The sequence below is a fragment of the Streptomyces sp. bgisy100 genome, assembly GCF_057709105.1.
Genome location: NZ_JBYITE010000016.1, coordinates 106,252 through 127,672, shown reverse-complemented (window position 1 = coordinate 127,672; position 21,421 = coordinate 106,252). Strand labels below are relative to the sequence as shown.

Sequence of the window (21,421 nt, the reverse complement as noted above, 5' to 3'; positions counted from 1 at the left end):
CCACCCCTGCGCCCCCACCCCCTGACGTCCACCCAGCCCTGCGGCACCGCGCCCTGCCATCGCCACCCCTGCGCCCCCACCCCCTTGCGCTCACCCGGCCCTGCGGCACCACCCGCGGACGTCCCGGCCGGTGGGCCGTCGTGGCGCGCCGCCGTGTTCAGTCGGTTCGGTGGCGCCGTGCATCTGGGGTCATCGAGTCGGCTTGGCCGCACCCCTTGCGTGCAGAACCGGCCCGTGGCGTCGTGCCCTTGTGCTCGGTTGGTTCGGTGGCGCCAGTTCTCTGGTAGTTCCTCCGCCCTGGTGGCCCTCGGGCTCGTGTGGCTCTATGGGGGGTGTGGGGTCAGACGAGCCAGCCGAGTTGTTGGGCTCGTACGCCGGCCTGGAAGCGGCTGGTGGCGCCCAGTTTGTCCATGAGGTCGGCGGTGATGCGGCGCAGGGTGCGGATGGAGACGCCGAGTTCGCGGGCGATGGCCTCGTCCTTCAAGCCCGCGTTGAGCAGGCGCAGGACCGAGGCCTGCTGGGCGTCGAGCGGGGTGTCGGCCGGTGGTGCGGGGGCGTCGGCGGAGAGGAGGGCCGCGCTGTGCCAGCAGTGTTCGAAGACCAGGCGCAGCAGGTGGGTGATGAGGGGGCCTCGGGTGACCAGTGCGGCGGTCTGGCCCTCGATGCCCGGGGCGGGGGTGAAGGCGATCGAGTTGTCGACGACGATCAGCCGGAACGGGATGGTGGTGGCCAGCCGCACCTCGGCGCCGATCTCCTCCAGTTCGCGTAAGTAACGGACTCCGTGGGGAGTCCGGGAGGTCGACGCCAGGTGGATGGTCCGCATGACGACGCCGCGTTCGATGGCCCGGGCGTTGCGGGCGATGCGGGCGGGCGTGCGTCTCTCGACCACGGGGCCGGGGTGCATGCTGAGGACTTCGTGTTCGGCGACCTCGGAGGTGCTCTCCAGGGACGCCGAGATGTTCTCCATGCCGATGATCAGTTCGGCGGAGGCCAGACTGGCCTGGCTGTGGTACTGGTCGGCGAGTTCGGTGGAGAGCAGCCGGATGGCCTTGCGGAGCCGTACGGACTCCGCCAGCCAGCCCTCGGCCGACTCCTCGGCACGCAGGGTGAGTCTGGCGAGCGCTTTCTCCACGGACACGGTCGTCACGCGGCCCGAGCCGTCGTCGGAGAGCACGCCGATCTCCTGGAGCAGCCGGGTGGCCTCGGCGAATTCCTCTTCGTCGAGCCCCGTACGTCGGCGAACTTCCTCCATGCCCAGGGTGGGTTCATTCAGCATGCTGCGGTAGAGACGAGCCAGTGAGGTTCTGTCCTTACCCAGGTCCACAGCAACCCCTTTCCAGAGGCTAAGCGGAAGGAGCGGGGCCGCTGTCCGCTGTGCGCCATGGCAGCCTGCGGCCAGGCACTTTCACTTTACGCGGGGCTGTCGGCCAGGAGAGTCTCTTTGTCAGGGAAACTCCGCTCCGGCGGATGTTTCGTTCAATGTTGGATTAACCGGGGGTGGTTGGAGTGCACACGACTGCGGGGGGACGCGGCACCAAGAGCGCGGCAAGACGCGTGGTGCGCGGAGTCGTCGGGGGATGTGTCGTGCTGATCGTCGGCGTGGGTCCGGCCGGTGCGGCCTCGGCACAGGGGATGTCACAGGTTGCGGCGCAGGCCGATGCGCTTTTGGCGGAGAACGACTTCGAGTGGGGCTGAGTTCCCCCGGCGGGAACTCGGTTGTCCGAAAGTCTTCCCGGTCGCTCCGCAGGCGCGGAGAAAAGGCCGTTCGAATTCCGTGAGAACTCTTCGCTTTTGCGTTCCGCGGTGAATTCGGAATCCGTCATTCGCGTCGCACGCCGTGCCGAGAAGGACCCACGATGGAGATTTCACTGTCCCGACGCGTGCTCCGGCACGGTCGGCTGAACCCACACGCGCCCGCCCTGCTCGGGCACGGCAGGACGACGACGTACCGGGAGCTCCTGGGTCTGGCCGCCACCGCGGCGGCCGGGCTCGGGCCCCGGGACGGCCGGGAGCCGGCCGCGGACACCGTCCGCCCGGCGGCGCTGGTGGCTGCCAAGTCGCCCGCGGCGGTGGCGGTGGTGCTCGGCGCTCTGCTGGTGCGCCGGCCGCTGCTGCTGGTCTCGCCCGAGCTGGGGGAGGAGGCGCTGACCGCGCTGCTCTCCGCGGCCGGCGCGGAGCGGCTGCCCGATCCGGAGGTGCTGGTCGCGGGTGCGGCCGTGCCCTCCGGTGCCGGTGAGCCCGCGGCCCGCGACGGGGACCCGGGGGACACCGCGCTGCTGCTGACGACCTCGGGATCCACCGGGCTGCCCAAGGTCGTACCCCTGTCCTTCGGCGCGGTGGACCGGTTCACCGGCTGGGCGGCGGAGCACTTCGGCCTCACGCCGGAGAGCACCGTGCTCAGCCACGCGCCGCTCAACTTCGATCTGTGTCTGCTCGACATCTGGGCGACGCTGGGCAGCGGCGGCTGCGTGTCCCTCGTCGACCAGGGGCTCGCCGGCAACCCGGCCCATCTGCGGGAGACGCTCCAGGCCCGCCCGGTGGACCTGGTCCAGGGCGTGCCGCTGCTGTACGACCTGCTCGCCCGCTCCGGGGCGCACTTCGGCTCGGTGCGGCATGTGCTGGTCACCGGGGAGGCGATGGCGCCGCGGGCGTTCGCCGCCCTGCCGGAGCTCTTTCCCGGGGCCCGTTTCCACAACGTCTACGGCTGCACCGAGACCAACGACAGCTTCGTGCACGAGATCGACCCCGCCGGCCCGATGCCGTACGGCTCGCTGCCGCTCGGCCGGGAGCCGGTGCCGGGGGCCGAGGCCTGGGTGCGGGCCGACGACGGGACGGTGGTCGAGGGGCCGGGGCGCGGCGAACTCGTCGTCCGCACCCCCTTCCAGGCGACCGGATACCTGGTCGCGGGCCCCGCGGAGAGCCCGTTCGTCGCCGGTCCGGACGACGGTCCGGTGCCCTGGTACCGCACCGGTGACCTGGTGCGGCGCCACGAGGACGGGACGCTGACCCTGGAGGGCCGCCGGGACTTCGTCGTCAAGGTCCGCGGTGTCCGGATCAACACCGCGGAGGTGGAGGCGGCGCTCTCCGCGCACCAGGAGATCGTCGAGGCCGCGGTGCTCGCGCTGCCGGACGAGCAGGCCGGCAAGCGGCTCCACGCCGTGGTGCGCCGCGCCGACGGATCCCGGCTCAACAACCTGACGCTGCGCCAGTACCTGGCGCAGCGGCTGCCGCGGGCGGCGGTCCCGTCCACGGTCGCGTGGGCCGAGGCCCCGCTGCCCCGTACCTCGACCGGAAAGGTCGACCGCGCGCTGGTGCCCCGTCCCGTCCCGGCCCCGGCCCGGGACTGACGCACACCGCGTACCGCACACGTACGAACACGCATTGCAAGGGGAGAGGCCATGACCCGCACCGAACAGATCAAGCGTTTCCTGATCGACGAGTACGCACTCGACATCACTCCGGACGAACTGGCCGACGACTACGACCTGCTGGCGAGCGGTGTCATCGACAGCCTCGGGCTGCTCACCCTGGTGAGCTGGCTGGAGAGCACCTTCGGTCTGGACATGGACACCCTGGACATCGCGCCGGACAACTTCCGTACGGTCGCGGCGATAGACGCCTTCTGCGCCCCGAAGGCGCTGACACCGGAGGGGCGGTGACCCGGTCCCGGCTGCTGCCCGCGCTCACCGCACACGAGCCGGTGACCGGGGCGGAGCCGTGGACGGACTTCTGGGACCGGCTGGAGTCGGGCGCGACGGCGCAGGGCGAGGCGCTCGCGGTGCTGGCCTCCCTGTCGACGGCGCTGCCGGACGCCGGCACGCTCGACGCCCTGCTCCGGTCGCTGGACGCCCGCGCCCCGCGGGCCGGCGGCTCCTGGTCCGGCACCGTGAACGTGGTGGGCACCGGCGGCGGGCCGCCCACCTTCAACCTCTCCACCGCGGCCTGTCTGGTCGCGGCCGCCGCCGGGGCCCGGGTGGTGAAGTCCGGCTCACGCGGCTACACCAGCCGCTACGGCTCGGTGGACATCCTGGAGCGGCTCGGCGTCCCGCTCGCCGGTTCGTACCCGGAGTGCGAGGACATGCTGGAGCGGTACGGCGTGGTGTTCGCCGGGCCGTTCGTCTACCCGCGCGAGCTGACCCTGCTGGCCCGCGGCATCATGCCGTTCGGGATCAAGCAGGTGGGCCGGGCGGTGAACACCCTGGGGCCGTTCCTGCCCCGGCTGCCGGTCACCGCGCAGCTGACCGGGGTCGCGGACCCGCGGGTGCTGCCCGTCCTCACCGAGCTGGCCGCGCTGCGGGCGGTCGGCGGGCGGCAGCTGTGGCTGGTGCACAACGGGCTCGGCGTGGACGAGCTGGTGAGCTTCGCGGAGAACCGGATCGGCGTGGACGGCGGCGCCCCGCGGGTGCTCGCCCCGGAGGGGGCCGACTTCGGGCCCGGCACCCTGGCCGATCTGGCGCCGGCCGCCGAGGGCACCCCGCCCGGCCCCCAGCTGCGGGAACTGCTCGCGGGCCGGGGACCGCGCGCCGCCGTGGAGTCCATCCGGCTGAACGCGGCCGCCGCGGCCGTCGCCTCCGGCGCGTACGCCGAGTGGTCCACGGCCCTGGACGCGGCCCGGGACGCCATGGCCTCCGGGGCCGCGGTGGATCTGGTGGAGCGGCTGCGGGCGCACCGTGCCGCGCCCCCGGCGGTGATGGTCCATGGCTGACACCCGCGCCGCGCCGCCCGCGCCGCGCCCGTTCTTCCCCGGCCGGGGCCCCGGCGACCCCGGGCTGGCGGTCTTCCTGAACGCGGGCGATCCGGGCCCGCCGGAACGCTTCGAGGAACTGCTGCTCCGGCTGGACGGGCTGGGCGTCGACTGCCTCGAACTGGCCGTGCCCTTCCCGGACTCGGTCACCGACGGGCCCGTCATCCGGCGCTCCGCCCGCCGGGCCCTGGACCGCGGCACGGACCTGGCGGCCGCCCTGGGAATGCTGGCGCGGGTGCGCCCCTGGCTGCGGCACACCCGGGTCGCGCTGCTCGCCGACTGGCGGCACACCGTGCGCCCGGCGGGGCCGGAGCCGTTCATGCGGCAGGTGCGGGAGGCCGGGGCGGACGCCGTTCTCGTCCACGGCGCTCCCCCCTTGGCCCGTCCCCGCTGCGCGGAGGCGGCGCGGGAGGCGGGCCTGCCGACCGTGGCGACCTGCTACGCCTCGTCCCCACCCGCGGTGCGGGAGGAGGCCGCGCGGTCGGCCTCCGCCTATCTGTACCTCGTCGCCCACTACGGGCGTTCCGGATCCGCCGCCCCCGACCCGGAGGCCCTGCGGCCCGTCCTGGCCGGTCTCGCCCGGCCGGGCGTCGCCCCGGTCGCGGTCGGCTTCGGGGTCCGTACCGCCGCCGACGTGCGGGCGATGGGCCGGCTGGGCGCGGACGCCGCGATCGTCGGCACCGCCCTGGTGGGCCGGCTGGAGGAGGCGCTGCTGGCCGGGCGGGACCCGGTGGCCGCGGCCGAGCACTTCGTACGAGATCTGCTGCGATCCGCGGCACCGGACGCCGCGTCGCCGAGCACCAACGGGAGGAACGCATGATTGTCCGTCAGCTTGAGGAAGTGCCCTGCGTCGAGTGGGGGAACGGCCTGAGCCGCCGGTTCCTCGTCGCGGACGACGGCATGGGCTACACCGTCACCGACACCCTGGTCAGCGCGGGCACCAAGTCCCTGCTGGAGTACAAGAACCACTTCGAGGCCTGCTACTGCATCTCGGGCCGCGGCGAGGTCGTCGACATGGCGGGCAACAGCACGCCGGTGAGCCCCGGCACCCTCTACGCCCTCGACCGGAACGACGCGCACTGGCTGATCGCCCATCCGGAGGAGGATCTGCGGCTGATCTGCGTCTTCTCCCCGGCGCTGCGCGGCGACGAGCGGCACTCCCTCGGCGACGACGCCGCCTCCCACTACTGAGCACGCGGCCGGCCCGGCAGCACCGACGGCCCCCACCACAGGAGCAGCAGTGATCGAATGGACCAGGGAGCAGCGCGAGCTGCGCGAAGGTCTCACGCCGTGGTTCGCCCGCCTGGGCGAGGAGCATCTGCGCTACGACGCGGACGCCGAATTCCCGCGCGGGCCCTGGGCCGCGGCGGCGGACAGCGGACTGCTGGGGCTGCCGTTCGACGAGGAGTGGGGCGGGCTCGGGCAGTCGCTGCTCACCACCATGTACATGCTGGAGGGGCTGGGGTACGGCTGCCGCAACGGCGGGCTGAACTTCTCCGTCACCACCCATCTGGCCTCCACCGGGGTGCCGTTGCAGCGCTTCGGCTCCGCGGAGACCAAGCGGCGGTACCTCCCGAAGGTCTGCGACGGTTCGCTGATCGGCGCCCATGCCATCAGCGAACCGGACGTCGGCTCGGACGCGCTGAACATGCGCACCAGCGCGGTGCGCGACGGCGACGGCTATGTGCTGCGCGGCTCCAAGGCGTTCGTCAGCAACGGGCCGGTGGCCGGGCTGGTCATGGTCTACGCCCGGACGGATCCCACGGCGGGCCCGCTGGGGCTCAGCGTGTTCGCCGTGGAACGGGACACCCCTGGGCTGGAGTTCGGCACGCCGATCGCCAAGATGGGGCTGAAGTCCTCCCCGCTGTGCGAGCTGTTCCTCGACGACTGCCGGGTGCCCGCGTCCGCGCTGGTCGGGCGGCCCGGCACCGGTTTCCTGATCCTCGACCACGTCATGAAGTGGGAGATCCTCTGCTCCTTCGCGGTCGTGCTGGGCGAGATGCGGCAGCGCATGGAGCGCTGTGTCGAGTACGCCCGGAAGCGCACCGCCTTCGGGCAGCCGATAGGCGACTTCCAGGCCGTCTCCCACAAGATCGTTGACATGAAGATCGGCGTGGAGACCGCCTCCAAGTGGCTCTACGACACCGCGCAGAAGCTCACCGCGGGGCAGTCGGTCACCACCGACCTGGCGATCGCCAAGCGCGTCGTCAGCGAGGCGAACCTGGCCTCCGCGCTCAGCGCCGTACAGGTCTTCGGCGGCAACGGCTACACCGCCGAGTACGGCCTGGAGCAGGAGCTGCGCAACGCGGTCGGCGGGACGATCTACTCGGGCACCTCCGAGATCCAGTCCTCCCGCATCGCCGCCGCCCTGGGCCTGTGACCGCATCCGCAGGCCACGGCCTCCACCTTCCGACCGGACGGGGTTCCCGCATGGAGTTCGCACCCTCGCTCAGCAGCACCGCCTTCCTCGACCACGACTCCCCGGAGATCCGGCGGTTCGTCGAGGATGTGCTGCCCGACGGCGGCCAGGACCCCCGCGACCGCGCGGTGAAGCTCTACTACGCCGTGCGCGACCGGATCCGCTACGAGATCTACGGCGCCGACCTCTCCCGCGAGGGGCTCACCGCCTCACAGGTGCTCAAGGCCGGCAAGGGGATGTGCCTGCACAAGTCGGTGCTCTACGTCTCCGCGCTGCGGGCCGTGGACATACCGGCCCGGATCGTGCTCACCGATGTGCGCAACCACCTCTCCTCGGAGGCGGTACGGGAGTTCATCGGCGGCGAGGTCTTCCACTACCACGCCCTCACCTCCCTCCACCTGGGCCGCTGGATCCGGGCGACCCCGGTCTTCAACCGGCTGCTGTGCCGGCTGTACGGCATCAGCCCGCTGGAGTTCGACGGCCGGGACGACAGCCTGCACCACCCCTACGACGAGAACGGCCGGGCCCACATGGAGTTCCTGCAGGAGCACGGGGAGTTCGACGACCTCCCGTACGACCGGGTGCTCGACGGGCTGCGCCGGGAGCACCCGGGGATCTTCACCGGGCCCGCGGCGGCGCGCTTCGTGCCCGGCTCCCTGGAGGCGGACGCCCGCTCCGCCCCCGCACCGCGCTGAGCGCACACACCCGGAAAGACCGAGAGGACCACCGCCGTGAAATCCGTGAAGTACCTGCTCAGCGATGTGCGCATACCGGAGCACTGGTACAACATCGCCGCCGATCTGCCCGGTCTGGAGCCGCTGCTGCACCCGGGCACGGGGCAGCCCGCGACCGTCGACGACCTGACCGGGATCATGCCCAAGGAGGTCGCCGAGCAGGAGCTGTCCACCGAGCGGGAGATCGAGATCCCCGACGAGGTCCGGCAGATCTACGCCCAGTGGCGGCCGTCCCCGCTGTTCCGGGCCCGCCGGCTGGAGGAGAAGCTCGGCACCCCGGCGCGGATCTACTACAAGTACGAGGGCGGCAGCCCGGCCGGCAGCCACAAGCCGTCGACCGCCGTGCCCCAGGCCTTCTACAACAAGGCGGCCGGGATCCGGCGGCTGGCGACCGAGACCGGCGCCGGGCAGTGGGGCTCCTCGCTCGCCCTGGCCGGTGCGCTGTTCGACCTCGAGGTCAAGGTCTTCATGGTGCGGGTCAGCTACCACCAGAAGCCGCAGCGCCGGGCCCTGATGCACGCGTACGGCGCCACCTGCCTGCCCAGCCCGTCCACCGAGACGGAGATCGGCCGGAAGATCCTCGACGGGGACCCGGACTGCCCCGGCAGCCTCGGCATCGCCACCTCCGAGGCGCTGGAGCTGGCGATGAACGACCCGGGCACCAACTACGCGGGCGGCAGCGTCCTCAACAACGTCGTGCTGCACCAGACGGTCATCGGCCAGGAGGCCATGGCCCAGCTGGACATGGCGGAGGACTACCCGGACATCGTGATCGGCTGCGCCGGCGGCGGCAGCAACCTCGGCGGGCTCGCCTTCCCGTTCCTCGGCCAACAGCTCCGCGGCGGCCAGGCGGTGCGGGTCATCGCCGCCGAGCCGGAGGCCTGCCCGACGCTGACCCGCGGGCGGGTCGCCTACGACTTCGGCGACACCGGCGGCTTCACCCCGCTGATGAAGATGCACACCCTCGGCCACTCCTTCGTCCCGCCGGCCATCCACGCCGGCGGCCTGCGCTACCACGGCATCTCGCCGCTGGTCAGCCGGGCGCTCGACGAGGGGCTGATGGAGGCGCGCGCGGTGCCGCAGACCGCCTGCTTCGAGGCCGGGCTCGCCTTCGCCCGCAGCGAGGGGATCGTGCCCGCGCCGGAGTCGACGCACGCGGTGCGCGTCGCCGTGGACGAGGCGCTGCGCTGCCGCGAAGAGGGCCGCTCGCAGGTGATCCTGTTCGGCCTGTCCGGCCACGGCCACTTCGACCTCGCCGCGTACGAGCGCCACCTCGCCGGGGAGCTCACGGACGACGGCTTCGACGCGGACGCGGTCGACCGCTCCCTCGCGCAGCTGCCCGTCCCCGGCGGAGCGGAGGGCTGAGACCGTGCTGCTGAAGGTGTGCGGGCTGGTGACCGACCACGAGCTGCGCCGGCTGTCGAAGTTCCCGGTCGAGCAGGTCGGGCTCTGGCACGGCGTTCCGGGCGGCAGGTCCGAGCTGCCGCTGGAGCGGCTGGTACCGCTGGCCGCCCGCGCAGTTCAGCTGCACCTCGACCCGGTGCTGGTCACGCTGGAGGAGGACCCCGAGGCGCTGCGCGCCGCGGTCGCCGCTTCCGGTGTGCGCCGGGTGCAGCTGCACGGCTATCCGATGCCCGGCACGGTGCGCCGGATCCGGGCCGCGCTGCCCGGGGTCCACCTGGTGAAGGTGCTGCACGCCCGGGACGGCAAGGTGCTGGAGGAGCCGCTGATCGGCGCGTACGAGCAGGCCGGGGCGGATTCCTTCCTCTTCGACTCCGTCGGCCCGGACGGCCGGATCGGCTCCACCGGCCGGCCGCTGGACCCGGCCGCGCTCACCGGGGCGCTGGAGCGGGTCGGCCGCCCGTTCCTGCTGGCCGGCGGGCTCTCGGAGGAGGGCGTCGAACGGTACGACCGGGTGCTGCGGCACCCCGGGATGCTCGGGATCGACCTGGACAGCGCGCTGCGCGGCCCGGGCGGCTCGCTCACCCTGCGCCGGGTGGACGCCATCCGCACCGCCTGGTGGCAGCGGCTGGGCCGGGTACGGGACGAGGTCACGGCATGAGCGCGCCGACCGTTGGGCGCTTCGGCGAGGCCCTGCTCACCTCCCGGGTGCCGGTCCTGACGGAGATCAAACGCCGGTCCGCCGACGGCGACGACCTCTTCCGCGGCCGGACGGTCGCGCAACTGGTCCGGGAGTACGAGGCGCTGGGCGCCCCGGCCCTCTCGGCCGTCACCGGATCGTGGTTCGGCGGCACCCCCGGACTGCTGGACGAGGTGGTCGCGGCCACCGGACTCCCGGTGCTGGTCAAGGACTTCCTCACCAAGGAGCGGCAGCTCGCCGACGTCGCCGCGCGCGGTGCGTCCGCCGCGCTGCTCACCGCCACCGTGCTGCCGAAATCCGTGCTGCCGCGGCTCATCGAGAGCTGTCTGGAGCACGGCCTCACCCCCTTCGTGGAGGTGAGCGACGAACGGGAGGCCGCCGCCGTGGTCCACGGCGAGCGGTGCGTGGTCGCCGTCAACAACAAGGACATCCGGCGGCGCGAGCGGGGCCCGGAGGGCCCGGAGCGCAGCCACGCACTGCTGCCCGCGGTGCTGGCCACCGGGACCCCGGTGCCGGTCAGCGCGAGCGGCATCCGGACCCCGGAGGAGGCGCGGGGGCTGCTCGGCGCCGGCTACCGGGCGCTGCTGATCGGCACGGGGCTGCTGCTGGCGGACGACGTGCCGGGCTGGGCGGCGGAGCTGGAGGGCGCGCGGTGAGGCGGGAGGAGGTCGTGAACTTCGAGGATGCGGTGAGCCCGGCGGAGGTCGGGAGACCCCAGGACGCGGTGAGGCCGGTCCATGGCGTGGGGCCTGCGGACGCGATGCGTCCGGTGGCGGCGCTGTCCGAGGAGACGGCGCGTCCCGACGCGGTGTGTTCCGACGCGGTGTCTTCCGTCGAAGCGGCGCGTCCCGGTGCGGTGGTGGCGGGCGCCGAGCCGCCCGCCACCCCTCCCGGCCTGTCGCTGCGCGCCGCCCTCGCCGAGCTGGCCGCCCGCGAGCCCGGGGCCCTGCTGCGGGAGACGGCGCCGCTGGCCCGTGCCGAGGTGGCGGGCCGCTTCGCCCGCCGCCACGGCGGGGTGCCGGCCGTCGGCGTCTCCCGCTCCGAACCCGCGGTGCTGCACACCGCCGTCGAGGGGGCCGAGGGGCCGGTGCTGCTCGGCCTGTACGGCGCGGAGGACCGGCTCCGCCGCTGGCTGCCGGGCCTGCCGGACCGCATCACGCCCGAGCGCGCCCGGCGGCTCACGGCGCGGGCGCTCCCTCCGGTGCGGGTCGCGGAACCGGCCTGCCGGGAGCGGGTGACCACCGGCGACCGGGTGGATCTGCGCCGGCTGCCGGTGCTCACCGCCACCCCGCGGGACGCCGGGCCGTACCTCACCGCCGCGCTGGTCCGCGCCGAGGACCCGGAGACGGGGGAGACCGCGCTGTCCTCGCACCGGATGCTGGTGCTGGACCGCACCCGGCTCACGGTCTGGATGGTGCCGGGGCGGCAGCTCGGGGCCCTGTACGAACGGGCCGTCGGCTCCGGCCGCCGGCTGCCGGTCACCGTCAGCATCGGGGTGCCGCCCGCCGCCATGGTGGCCTCCGCCCTGGGCACCCGCTTCCTGCCGTCCGGCCTCGACAAGCTCGCCGTCGCGGGCGCCCTCGCCGGCGCGCCGGTGGCCCTCGCGCCGGCGCTCACCCAGGACGGGGCGTCGGTGCTGGCGGAGTCGGAGATCGTGCTGGAGGGGTACCTCGACGGCACGCTCGCCGACGAGACGGTCACCGGCAGCGGCTGGTCGCTCCCGGAGTTCCTGGGCTACGACGGGCGCTCCCGCGCCGGGCTGCCGGTGCTGACCGTCACCGCCGTCACCCACCGCCGGGACCCCGTCTACCAGGCCGTCATCGGGCCGGGCCGGGAACAGTCGCACATCCTGGGCACCGCGGGGGCCCTCTCGGCGGGGCTGTCGCTGCCGGACGTCCCCGGCGCGGGCGTGCGCGAGCTCCACCAGGCCGCGGCGGGCGGCGGGATGCTGCTGCTGGCCGTCGCGGTGCGCAAGGAGAGCGCGGAGGGGGACGCCGCCCCGGCCCGGATCGCCCGGTCGCTGCTGGCGCAGCACTCCTTCCTGAAGCTGGTGGTCGTCACCGACGACGACGTGCGGATCTCCTGCCCGGAGGACCTGCTGTGGGCCCTCACCACCCGGGCGAACCTCGCCCTCGACACCGTCTCCCGGGACGAGTCCGGGCCGGTCCCCATGGACCCGTCCGGCACCGAGGAGTGGGCCCGCGCCCGGGGCGGGAGCCGGCCGCCCGGCCGGGTCTCGGTCGACGCGACCACCCCGTTCGCGCTCCGGGAGCGCACCGCCCGCAGCTACGGGCTGTCCGGTGCGGGCCATGACCGCTAGCGGCCAGGCCCGGATCCGCTGAAGACGTACCGATCGCTATACGTTGTGAACTCTTGGGCTGTGGAGGATATTTACGGTGAAATGGAATGACACCACGGTGCGACTGCCGGACGCCTCCACCACCCTGCCGGGGCTCTTCGCGGCACAGGTCGCCCGCACTCCCGAACGTCTCGCGCTGGTCCACGAACGCGAGCGGCTGAGCTACGCCGAGCTGGACGAGCGCACCGACCGGCTGGCCCACCTCCTCGCCGGGGCGGGCGTCGGGCCGGGCTCGATCGTCGCGGTCACCGTGCCCCGCTCCACCGAACTGCAGGTCGCGCTGCTGGCCGTGGTCAAGGCCGGCGCGGCGTATCTGCCGGTCGACCCCGGCTACCCGGCCGAGCGCATCGCCTATCTGCTGGAGAACTCCGCCCCCGCGCTGGTCCTCAGCCACACCGCGGCCGAGGAGCTGATCCCGGCCGGCGCGCGCCCCGAGGGCCTGCGCACCGTCGTGCTCGACACCGACGAGACGCGCGGGCTGCTGGCCGCGCAGCCCTCCGTGCCGTTCGCCCCGGCCCGCCCGGTGCACGGCGAGGACGCGGCGTACGTCATCTACACCTCCGGCTCCACCGGGCACCCCAAGGGTGTCGTCGTCCCGCACCGCGGCATCGTCAACCGGCTGAGCTGGATGCAGGCCGAGTACCGGCTCGGCAAGGACGACCGGGTGCTCCAGAAGACCCCCTCCGGTTTCGACGTCTCCGTCTGGGAGTTCTTCTGGCCCGTCTCCTACGGCGCGGCGCTGGTCATGGCCAGGCCCGAGGGGCACCGCGACCCCGGCTACCTCAGCGAGATCATCCGCGCGGAGCGGATCACCACGATCCACTTCGTGCCCTCCATGCTCCAGCTCTTCACCGAGGAGCCCACCGCCGCGCAGTGCACCAGCCTGCGCCGGGTCATCTGCTCCGGCGAGGCGCTGCCGCTGGAACTCGCCGAGCGGTTCCGCACGCTGCTGGGTGACACCGCCGGACTGCACAACCTCTACGGGCCCACCGAGGCGTCGGTGGACGTCACCTACTGGGAGTGCGTCCCCGAGCCGGGCGCCACCACCGTGCCCATCGGCCGGCCGGTGTGGAACACCCAGGTGTACGTGCTGGACGCGCAGCTGCGGGAGACCGCTCCGGGGGAGACCGGCGAGCTCTATCTGGCCGGTGTCCAGCTGGCCCACGGCTATCTGGGCCGCCCCGGCCGCACCGCCGAGTCCTTCCTGCCCAACCCCTTCGGGGAGCCGGGATCCCGGATGTACCGCACCGGTGACCTGGCCCGGCGCCGGGAGGACGGCGCCGTCGAGTACGCGGGCCGGGTGGACAGCCAGGTGAAGATCCGCGGCGTGCGGATCGAACTCGGCGAGATCGAGACCGCGTTCGGCGCGCTGGAGGGCGTCGCCCAGGCCGCGGTGACCATCCGCGAGGACCGGCCCGGCGACCGGCGGCTCATCGGCTACCTGGTGCCCGAGCCCGGCTGCGCGGCGGACCCGGCCCGGGTGCGCGCCCGGCTGTCCCGCTCGCTGCCGGAGTACATGGTCCCGTCCGCCGTCGTGGTGCTGGAGGAGTTCCCGCTCACCCCCAACGGCAAGCTGGACCGCAAGGCCCTGCCCGCGCCCTCCGGCGCCCGCACCCGCATCGGGCGCCTCGCGCGCACCCCGCGCGAGGAGCTGCTGTGCGCCCTCTTCGCCGAGGTGCTGGGGCTGGAGGCGGTCGGCGCCGACGAGGACTTCTTCGGTCTCGGCGGCCACTCGCTGCTCGCCACCCGGCTGGTGAGCCGGGTCCGCACCGCCCTCGGGGCCGCGGTGGACGTCCGCAGCCTGTTCGAGGCGCCCACCCCGGCGGCGCTGGCCCGCTGGACGGAGTCGCACGGCGCCGCCGCCGAGGAGACCCCGCCGCTGCGCCGGGCCGCCCGGCGCCCGGCCCGGGTCCCGCTCTCGTACGCCCAGCGGCGGCTGTGGTTCCTCAGCCGCATGGAGGACGTGCCCTCCGCGACCTACCACATCCCGCTCGCCCACCGGCTCGACGGATCGCTGGACACCGACGCCCTGCGCCGCGCCCTCGCCGACGTCGCAGGCCGCCACGAGGCGCTGCGCACCGTCTTCCCCGCCGACGACGGGGAGCCGTACCAGGACGTCCGCGACGCGGCCGGCATCGAGCTGCGCACCTCCACCGTCACCGCGGAGGAGCTGCCCGGGGCGATGACGGCCGAGAGCCTGCGCGGCTTCGACCTCGCCGGCGAGACCCCGCTGCACGCCCATCTGTTCAGCACCGGCGAGGACCGCCACCTCCTGCTGCTGACCCTGCACCACATCGCGACCGACGGCTGGTCGCACGCCCCGCTCATGGAGGACCTGGCGCACGCCTACCGCGCCCGCACCTCCGGCGCCGCGCCGCGCTGGGAGCCGCTGCCCGCGCAGTACGCCGACTACACCCTGTGGCAGCGCGAGGTGCTGGGGGAGGGGCCCGGCTCGCTGCTGGCCCGGGAACTCGACCACTGGACCGCCGCCCTGGCCGGGCTGCCCGACCAGCTGGACATCCCCGCCGACCGGCCGCGGCCGGTTCGTAGCAGTTACCGCGGCGACACCGTCCCCGTGGCGCTCGGGGCCGAGCTGCACACCGCGCTGCGCGGCCTCGCCCAGGAGCACGGGTGCAGCCTGTTCATGGTGCTCCAGGCGGGGCTGGCCGCCCTGCTGACCCGGCTCGGCGCGGGCGAGGACATTCCGATCGGCAGCCCCGTCGCGGGCCGGACCGACGAGGCCACCGAGCCCATGGTCGGCCTGTTCATCAACAACCTGGTGCTGCGCACCGACACCTCCGGCGACCCCGCCTTCACCGAACTGCTCGCCCGGGTGCGGGAGACCGGCCTGGCCGCCTACACCCATCAGCACGTGCCGTTCGAACGGCTGGTGGAGGCGGTGAACCCGGCCCGCTCCATGAGCCGTCACCCGCTCTTCCAGGTGCTGCTCGCGCTGCAGAGCTTCCCGCACCCGCGCCCGGAGCTGCCCGGGGTGCGCGTCGAGCCGGTGCCGTTCGCGCTGCCGGTGGCCAAGTGCGACCTGTCGTTCTACGTCGAGGAGCTGACCGGCGAGGACGGCAAGCCCGCCGGCATCGGCGGCATGCTGGAGTACAGCACCGACCTCTTCGACCGCGGCACCGTCGAACTCCTGCTGGAGCGGCTGACGCTGCTGCTCACCGACGCCGCCGCCGACCCCGGCCGCCGACTGGGCACGCTCGGGGTGCTCACCCCCGACGAGCGGCACCGGCTGCTGGAGACCTGGAACGACACCCGCCGGACCACTCCCCGGGAGGGGCTGACCGCACAGCTGGAGGCAGTCGCGGCCCGCACCCCGCAGGCCCCCGCGGTCGTCACCGCCGCACAGACCCTCACCCACGCCGAACTGCACGAGCGGGCCGGCCGGCTCGCCCGGCTGCTGCTCGACCGGGGCATCGGCGAGGGCAGCTTCGTCGCCCTCGCCCTGCCCCGCACCCCGGACCTGGTCGTCGCCCTGCTGGCCGTGCTGCGCACCGGCGCCGCCTACCTCCCGCTCGACCCCGGCTACCCGGCCGACCGCGTCGCCCACATGCTCGACGACGCCCGCCCCGCCCTGGTCCTCACCACCACCGGCACGGACGGCGCGCTCCCCGCGGACGCGCCCCGGCTCCACCTCGACCTGCCGGAGACCGCGGCCGCCCTGCGGCAGTACCCGGCGGCCGCCCCGGCGGCCCGGCCGGTGCCCCCGGGCGCCCCCGCGTACGTCATCTACACCTCGGGCTCCACCGGGCGGCCGAAGGGCGTCGTCGTCCCCCGGGCCGCGCTGGACAACTTCCTCGCGGGCATGGACGACCTCTTCCGCATGGGCCCCGAGGACCGGCTGGCCGCCGTCACCACCATCGCCTTCGACATCGCCGCCCTGGAGATGTACCTGCCGCTGCGCAGCGGCGCCGCGGTGGTCCTCCCCGACGAGGAGACCGTCCGGGACCCCGCCGCGCTCGCCGCCCTCGTGACGGAGACCGGCGCCACCCACCTCCAGGCCACGCCCTCCCTCTGGCAGGAGCTGCTGGCCGCCCGGCCGGACGCGCTGCGCGGCCTCACCGCGCTGGTCGGCGGCGAGGCGCTGCCGCCCGCCCTGGCCGCGGAACTCGCCGCCGCCTGCCGCTCGGTGACCAATATGTACGGGCCCACCGAGACCGCGATCTGGTCCACCTCCTCCCCGGTGGGGGAGGCGGCACCGACCATCGGCCGGCCCATCCGCAACACCCGGGTGTACGTGCTGGACGCCGCTCTCTCGCCGGTTCCGGTGGGGGTGGCGGGGGAGCTGTACATCGCGGGTGACGGGGTGGCGCGCGGTTACTGGCGGCGTGCGGGGCTGACGGCGGAGCGGTTCGTGCCGTGCCCGTTCGGTCCGGCCGGTTCGCGGATGTACCGCACCGGGGATCTGGTGCGCTGGAGTGAGGCCGGTGAGCTGGAGTTCCTGGGCCGGGTGGACCACCAGGTCAAGATCCGCGGCTTCCGGATCGAGCTCGGCGAGATCGAACAGGCCCTCACCGACCTCCCCGGGGTCGCCCGCGCCGTGGTCGTCGTCCGCGAGGACACCCCCGGCGACCAGCGGCTGACCGGCTATGTCGTCCCCGGCCCCGGGAAAGCGCCGGAACCCGAGGCGCTGCGCACCGCGGTCGGCGAGCGGCTGCCGCGGTTCATGGTGCCCGGCGCCGTGATGGTGCTGGACGCGTTCCCGCTCACCCCCAACGGAAAGCTCGACCGCAAGGCCCTCCCGGCCCCCGCGGCCACGGAGTCCGGCGAGCGGAAGGCCGCGCGCACTCCGCAGGAGGAGCTGCTCTGCGAGCTGTTCGCCGAGGTGCTCGGCGTGCCCGCGGTCGGCACCGACGACGACTTCTTCGCGCTCGGCGGCCACTCGCTGCTCGCCATCCGGCTGATCAGCCGCATCCGGTCGCTGCACGGCGGCGAGCTGAAGATCCGTCACCTCTTCGAGTCGCCCACCGTCGCCGCGCTCGCCCGGCGGCTCGGCGGCGCCGCCGCGGCCGGCGCCGGACTGCGGCCCGCCGGCCCGCGCCCCGAGCGGCTGCCGCTCTCCTTCCAGCAGCAGCGGCTGTGGTTCCTGAACCGCTTCGAGGACGACGGCTCGCTCTACAACATTCCGCTGGTCATCCGGCTGCGCGGCGCCCTGGACACGGCGGCCCTGAGCGAGGCCCTGGCCGATGTGGTCCGCCGGCAGGAGGCCCTGCGCACCGTCTTCCCCGAGACGGACGGCGAGCCCCGGCAGCACGTCCTCGACCCCGACGCGGGCCGGCCGCGGGTGCTGACCCGGCGCGTCGCGCCCGGGGAGCTGGACGCCACCGTCCGCGAACTGGCCCACCAGGGCTTCGACCTGACCCGGGAGACCCCGCTGCGGGTCCACCTGCTCGCCACCGGGGAGCAGGAGCACGTCCTGCTGCTCGTCCTGCACCACATCGCCGGCGACGGCCCCTCCACCACCCCGCTCACCCGCGACCTCTCCCGCGCCTACGCGGCACGGCTGGCCGGCCGCGCCCCCGACTGGCAGCCGCTGCCCGTCCCGTACGCCGACTACGCCCTCTGGCAGCGGCGGCACCTGGGCGACGAAACGGACCCGGACAGCAGGATGAGCGAACAGCTCGCCTTCTGGCGCACCGAACTGGCCGGCCTCCCCGACCAGCTGGACCTGCCCACCGACCGGCCGCGCCCGGCGCTGGCCGGCTACCGGGGCGGCACCGTGCCGCTGACCGTGCCGCCGGAGCTGCACCGCAGACTGCACGCCATGGCCCGGACCCGCGGCGCCACCGTCTTCATGGCGCTCCGGGCGGCCCTGGCCACCCTGCTCACCCGGCTCGGCGCCGGGGAGGACATCCCCCTCGGCAGCCCCGTCGGCGCCCGCACCGACGAGGCCCTGGACGGGCTGGTCGGCTTCTTCGCCAACACCCTGGTGCTGCGCACCGACACCTCCGGCGACCCGACCTTCGCCGACCTGCTGACCCGGGTGCGGGACCGCGGACTCGCCGCCTACGCCCACCCCGACCTGCCGTTCGAACGGCTCGTCGAGGCGCTCAACCCGGCCCGCTCGCTCGCCCGGCACCCGCTCTTCCAGGTGCTCCTCGCCTTCCAGGACAGCCTGCGGCCCGAACTCGACCTGCCCGGGCTGGAGTCCGAGGTCACCGTGCCGCACCTGGGCACCGCCCGCTTCGACCTCGCCGTCGACCTCACCGAGCGGCGCACCCCGGACGGCACCCCCGACGGCATCACCGGAGTCGTCGAGTACAGCGCGGACCTCTTCGACGAGGCCACCGCCCACCGGATCGCCGGCTGTCTGCTGCGCGTGCTGGAGAGCGTCGCCGACGACCCCGGACAGCGGCTGGGCGCCATCGCCGTCCTGCCGGAGGCGGAGCGGACCCGGCTGCTGGAGACCTGGAACGCCACCGCGCACCCGGTCGCCGGGGACACCCTGCCGCAGCTGTTCGAGGACCGGGTGCGGCGCACCCCCGACGGCGACGCCGTGCTCTTCCGGGACACGGCCGTCTCCTACCGCGAGCTCAACGAGCGGGCCAACCGGCTCGCCCACCACCTCATCGGGCTCGGCGTGGGCCCCGAGGACTTCGTCGCGCTCACCGCGCACCGCTCCGTGGACGTGATCGTCGCGCTTCTCGCCACCGTGAAGGCGGGCGCCGCCTATCTGCCCGTCGACCCGGACTACCCGGCCGACCGGGTGCGGCAGATGTTCGACGACGGCTCCCCGGTGCTCGCGCTGACCACCGCGCGGGCGGCGGGCGCCGTGCCCGCCGGCGTCCCCGCGGTCGTCCTCGACGACCCCGCCACCGCCGCCCTGCTGCACGCCCTGCCCGACCACGACCCCACCGACGCCGACCGGCGCGCCCCGCTCACCCGGGCCCACCCGGCGTACGTCATCTACACCTCCGGCTCCACCGGCCGTCCCAAGGGCGTCGTCGTCACCCACCGCGGCATCGCGGGCGTGGCGGGGGAGCACATCGACCGGCTGGGGCTGGACACGACGAGCCGCTTCCTGCTGCTGGTCTCCATCAGCTTCGACGTCTCGCTGGCCGACATCGCCCTCACCCTCACCTCCGGAGCGGCCCTGGTCGTGCCCGCGCCCGAACGGCAGGTGTTCGGCGAGGACCTGCGGGACCTGCTGCGCGACCACCGGGTCACCCACACCGACCTGGTGGCCCCGATGCTCGCCTCGCTCCCCGAGGGCGACCTGCCCGACCTGCGCGGCTTCGTCGTCGGCGGCGAGGCGCTCTCCGCCGAACTCGTCGAACGCTGGGCCCCCGGACGCCGCGTCATGCAGGTCTACGGGCCCACCGAGGCCACCGTCGTCACCACCATGAGCGACCCCCTCGCCCCCGGCGGCGGCACCCCGCCGATCGGCCGGCCCATCCGCAACGCCCGGGTGTACGTGCTGGACGCCGGCCTGTCGCCGGTCCCGGTGGGCGTGGCGGGGGAGCTGTACATCGCGGGTGACGGGGTGGCGCGCGGTTACTGGCGGCGTGCGGGGCTGACGGCGGAGCGGTTCGTGCCGTGCCCCTACGGTCCGGCCGGTTCGCGGATGTACCGCACCGGGGATCTGGTGCGCTGGAACGACGCGGGGGAGCTGGAGTTCCTGGGCCGGGTGGACCACCAGGTCAAGATCCGCGGCTTCCGGATCGAGCTCGGCGAGATCGAACAGGCCCTCACCCGGCACCCCGCCGTGGACACCGCGGTGGCCGTCGCCCGCACGGGTGACGACGGGCCGAAGCAGCTCATCGGCTATGTGGTGCCCGCCCCGGGCTCAGCCGCCGACCCGGCCGAGGTGCGCGCCGCCCTCGCCGCCGAACTCCCCGCGTACATGGTGCCCGCGGCCGTCGTCGTTCTGGACGCGCTGCCGCTCACCCCCAGCGGCAAGCTCGACCGCAAGGCCCTCCCGGAACCGCAGCCGGAGGCGGCCGTCTCCGGACGCGGCCCGCGCAGCGTCCACGAGGAGGTGCTGGCCGGACTCTTCGCCGAGATCCTCGGACTGCCCCGGGTCGGCATCGACGACAACTTCTTCGACCTCGGCGGACACTCCCTGCTCGCCACCCGGCTCACCGGCCGGATCGGCGCGGTGCTCGGCGTCACGCCCGGCATCCGCACCCTGTTCGAGGCACCCACCGTCGCCGCCCTCGCGGCCCGGCTCGGGGACGGCCCGGACGCCCGGGGCGACGACTTCGACACCGTCCTGCCGCTGCGCCCGCAGGGCGAGCTGCCGCCCCTCTTCTGCGTCCACCCGGCCGCCGGGATCGCCTGGGTCTACTCCGGCCTGCTGCGCCACCTGGAGCCGGAACGGCCGGTGTACGGGCTGCAGTCGCCGCGGCTGCTGTCCCCGGACGCCGCGCCCGCGGACGCCGCGGAACTGGCCGCCGGATACCTGGCCAGGATCCGGGAGATCCAGCCGCACGGCCCGTACCACCTGCTCGGCTGGTCCTTCGGCGGCACGCTGGCCCACGAGATCGCGGTCCTCCTGCGGGAGCAGGGCGAGGAGGTGGCCCTGCTGGCCCTGCTGGACAGTCGCCCCGGCACCGCGGCCGCGGGCCCGTCCGGCCAGGAGGAGGTGATGGCCCAGCTGCTCGAGTCCCTGGGCCACCCCGTCCCCGAGGACCCCGCCGGGCTCGAACCCGCCGCCGTGCTGGAGCTGCTGGCGGACGGTCACAGCCCGCTCGCCGCCCTCGGCGAGACCCGCCTGTCGGCGATGGTGGCCGCCTTCGCCGACAACGTCCGGCTCGCCACCGCCTTCACCCCGCGCCGCTACGACGGCGACGTCCTCTTCTTCACCGCCACGGAGAGCGCCACCCGGAGCACCGGGGGCACCGCCGAGAGCACCGGGGACAGCGCCGGGGACACCGGCGACACCGCCGCCCGGGCGTGGGTCCCGCACATCACCGGCCGGATCGAGGAGCATCCCGTTCGGTGCGTCCATGGCGCCATGGCGGGGCCCGAGGCGCTCGCGGTGATCGGCCCGGTGCTGGCCGCCGCGCTGTCCGACCGTTCCTGACCCCTGAACCGAGGAGAGAGCACC

13 protein-coding genes are annotated in these 21,421 nt (G+C 74.3%); 12 read left to right on the top strand and 1 reads right to left on the bottom strand.

The features are described 5' to 3' along the window. Nucleotides 1-340 precede the first annotated feature (340 nt). Entirely contained in the window at nt 341-1,276 is a 936-nt protein-coding gene (locus AC3EQ1_RS14275) for a helix-turn-helix transcriptional regulator (protein WP_432094680.1), read from the bottom strand. A 580-nt stretch (nt 1,277-1,856) separates the two neighbouring features. Here AC3EQ1_RS14275 and AC3EQ1_RS14270 point away from each other — a divergent pair. The 12 genes from AC3EQ1_RS14270 to AC3EQ1_RS14215 all read left to right on the top strand — a co-directional run bounded on the left by AC3EQ1_RS14270 (nt 1,857) and on the right by AC3EQ1_RS14215 (nt 21,397). Continuing rightward, nucleotides 1,857-3,347, top strand: a complete 1,491-nt coding sequence (locus AC3EQ1_RS14270; RefSeq protein WP_432094679.1) for an AMP-binding protein — start codon at nt 1,857-1,859, stop codon at nt 3,345-3,347. A gap of 51 nt (nt 3,348-3,398) precedes the next feature. Beyond that, complete coding sequence (locus AC3EQ1_RS14265; protein ID WP_432094678.1) at nt 3,399-3,659, top strand: phosphopantetheine-binding protein; 261 nt, start codon at nt 3,399-3,401, stop codon at nt 3,657-3,659. After that, a complete protein-coding gene (locus tag AC3EQ1_RS14260) occupies nt 3,656-4,705 on the top strand; it encodes a hypothetical protein (protein ID WP_432094677.1) in 1,050 nt (349 codons plus the stop codon). The genes AC3EQ1_RS14265 and AC3EQ1_RS14260 overlap by 4 nt, the downstream gene beginning before the upstream one ends. Beyond that, nucleotides 4,698-5,564, top strand: a complete 867-nt coding sequence (trpA, locus tag AC3EQ1_RS14255; protein WP_432094676.1) for a tryptophan synthase subunit alpha — start codon at nt 4,698-4,700, stop codon at nt 5,562-5,564. The genes AC3EQ1_RS14260 and trpA overlap by 8 nt, the downstream gene beginning before the upstream one ends. Continuing rightward, the gene (locus tag AC3EQ1_RS14250; protein ID WP_432094675.1) at nt 5,561-5,935 is read left to right on the top strand and encodes an ectoine synthase; all 375 of its coding nucleotides are present in this window, start codon (nt 5,561-5,563) and stop codon (nt 5,933-5,935) included. The genes trpA and AC3EQ1_RS14250 overlap by 4 nt, the downstream gene beginning before the upstream one ends. Nucleotides 5,936-5,984: 49 nt before the next feature. Next, a complete protein-coding gene (locus tag AC3EQ1_RS14245; RefSeq protein WP_432094674.1) occupies nt 5,985-7,124 on the top strand; it encodes an acyl-CoA dehydrogenase family protein in 1,140 nt (379 codons plus the stop codon). 50 nt (nt 7,125-7,174) lie between these two features. Continuing rightward, complete coding sequence (locus AC3EQ1_RS14240) at nt 7,175-7,858, top strand: transglutaminase-like domain-containing protein (RefSeq protein WP_432094673.1); 684 nt, start codon at nt 7,175-7,177, stop codon at nt 7,856-7,858. Between the two features lie 36 nt (nt 7,859-7,894). Further along, nucleotides 7,895-9,262: a TrpB-like pyridoxal phosphate-dependent enzyme gene (locus AC3EQ1_RS14235; RefSeq protein WP_432094672.1), complete on the top strand. Its 1,368-nt coding sequence runs from the start codon at nt 7,895-7,897 to the stop codon at nt 9,260-9,262. A 4-nt stretch (nt 9,263-9,266) separates the two neighbouring features. Further along, nucleotides 9,267-9,959 (top strand): phosphoribosylanthranilate isomerase, encoded by a 693-nt coding sequence (locus tag AC3EQ1_RS14230; protein ID WP_432094671.1) that lies wholly within the window; start codon nt 9,267-9,269, stop codon nt 9,957-9,959. After that, nucleotides 9,956-10,654, top strand: coding sequence for a beta/alpha barrel domain-containing protein (locus tag AC3EQ1_RS14225; protein ID WP_432094670.1), 699 nt, complete (start codon nt 9,956-9,958; stop codon nt 10,652-10,654). The genes AC3EQ1_RS14230 and AC3EQ1_RS14225 overlap by 4 nt, the downstream gene beginning before the upstream one ends. 14 nt (nt 10,655-10,668) lie before the next feature. Continuing rightward, nucleotides 10,669-12,318: a UbiD family decarboxylase domain-containing protein gene (locus AC3EQ1_RS14220; RefSeq protein WP_432094669.1), complete on the top strand. Its 1,650-nt coding sequence runs from the start codon at nt 10,669-10,671 to the stop codon at nt 12,316-12,318. Nucleotides 12,319-12,394: 76 nt separating this feature from the next. Beyond that, entirely contained in the window at nt 12,395-21,397 is a 9,003-nt protein-coding gene (locus AC3EQ1_RS14215) for an amino acid adenylation domain-containing protein (protein WP_432094668.1), read from the top strand. The last annotated feature ends 24 nt before the right edge of the window (nt 21,398-21,421 follow it).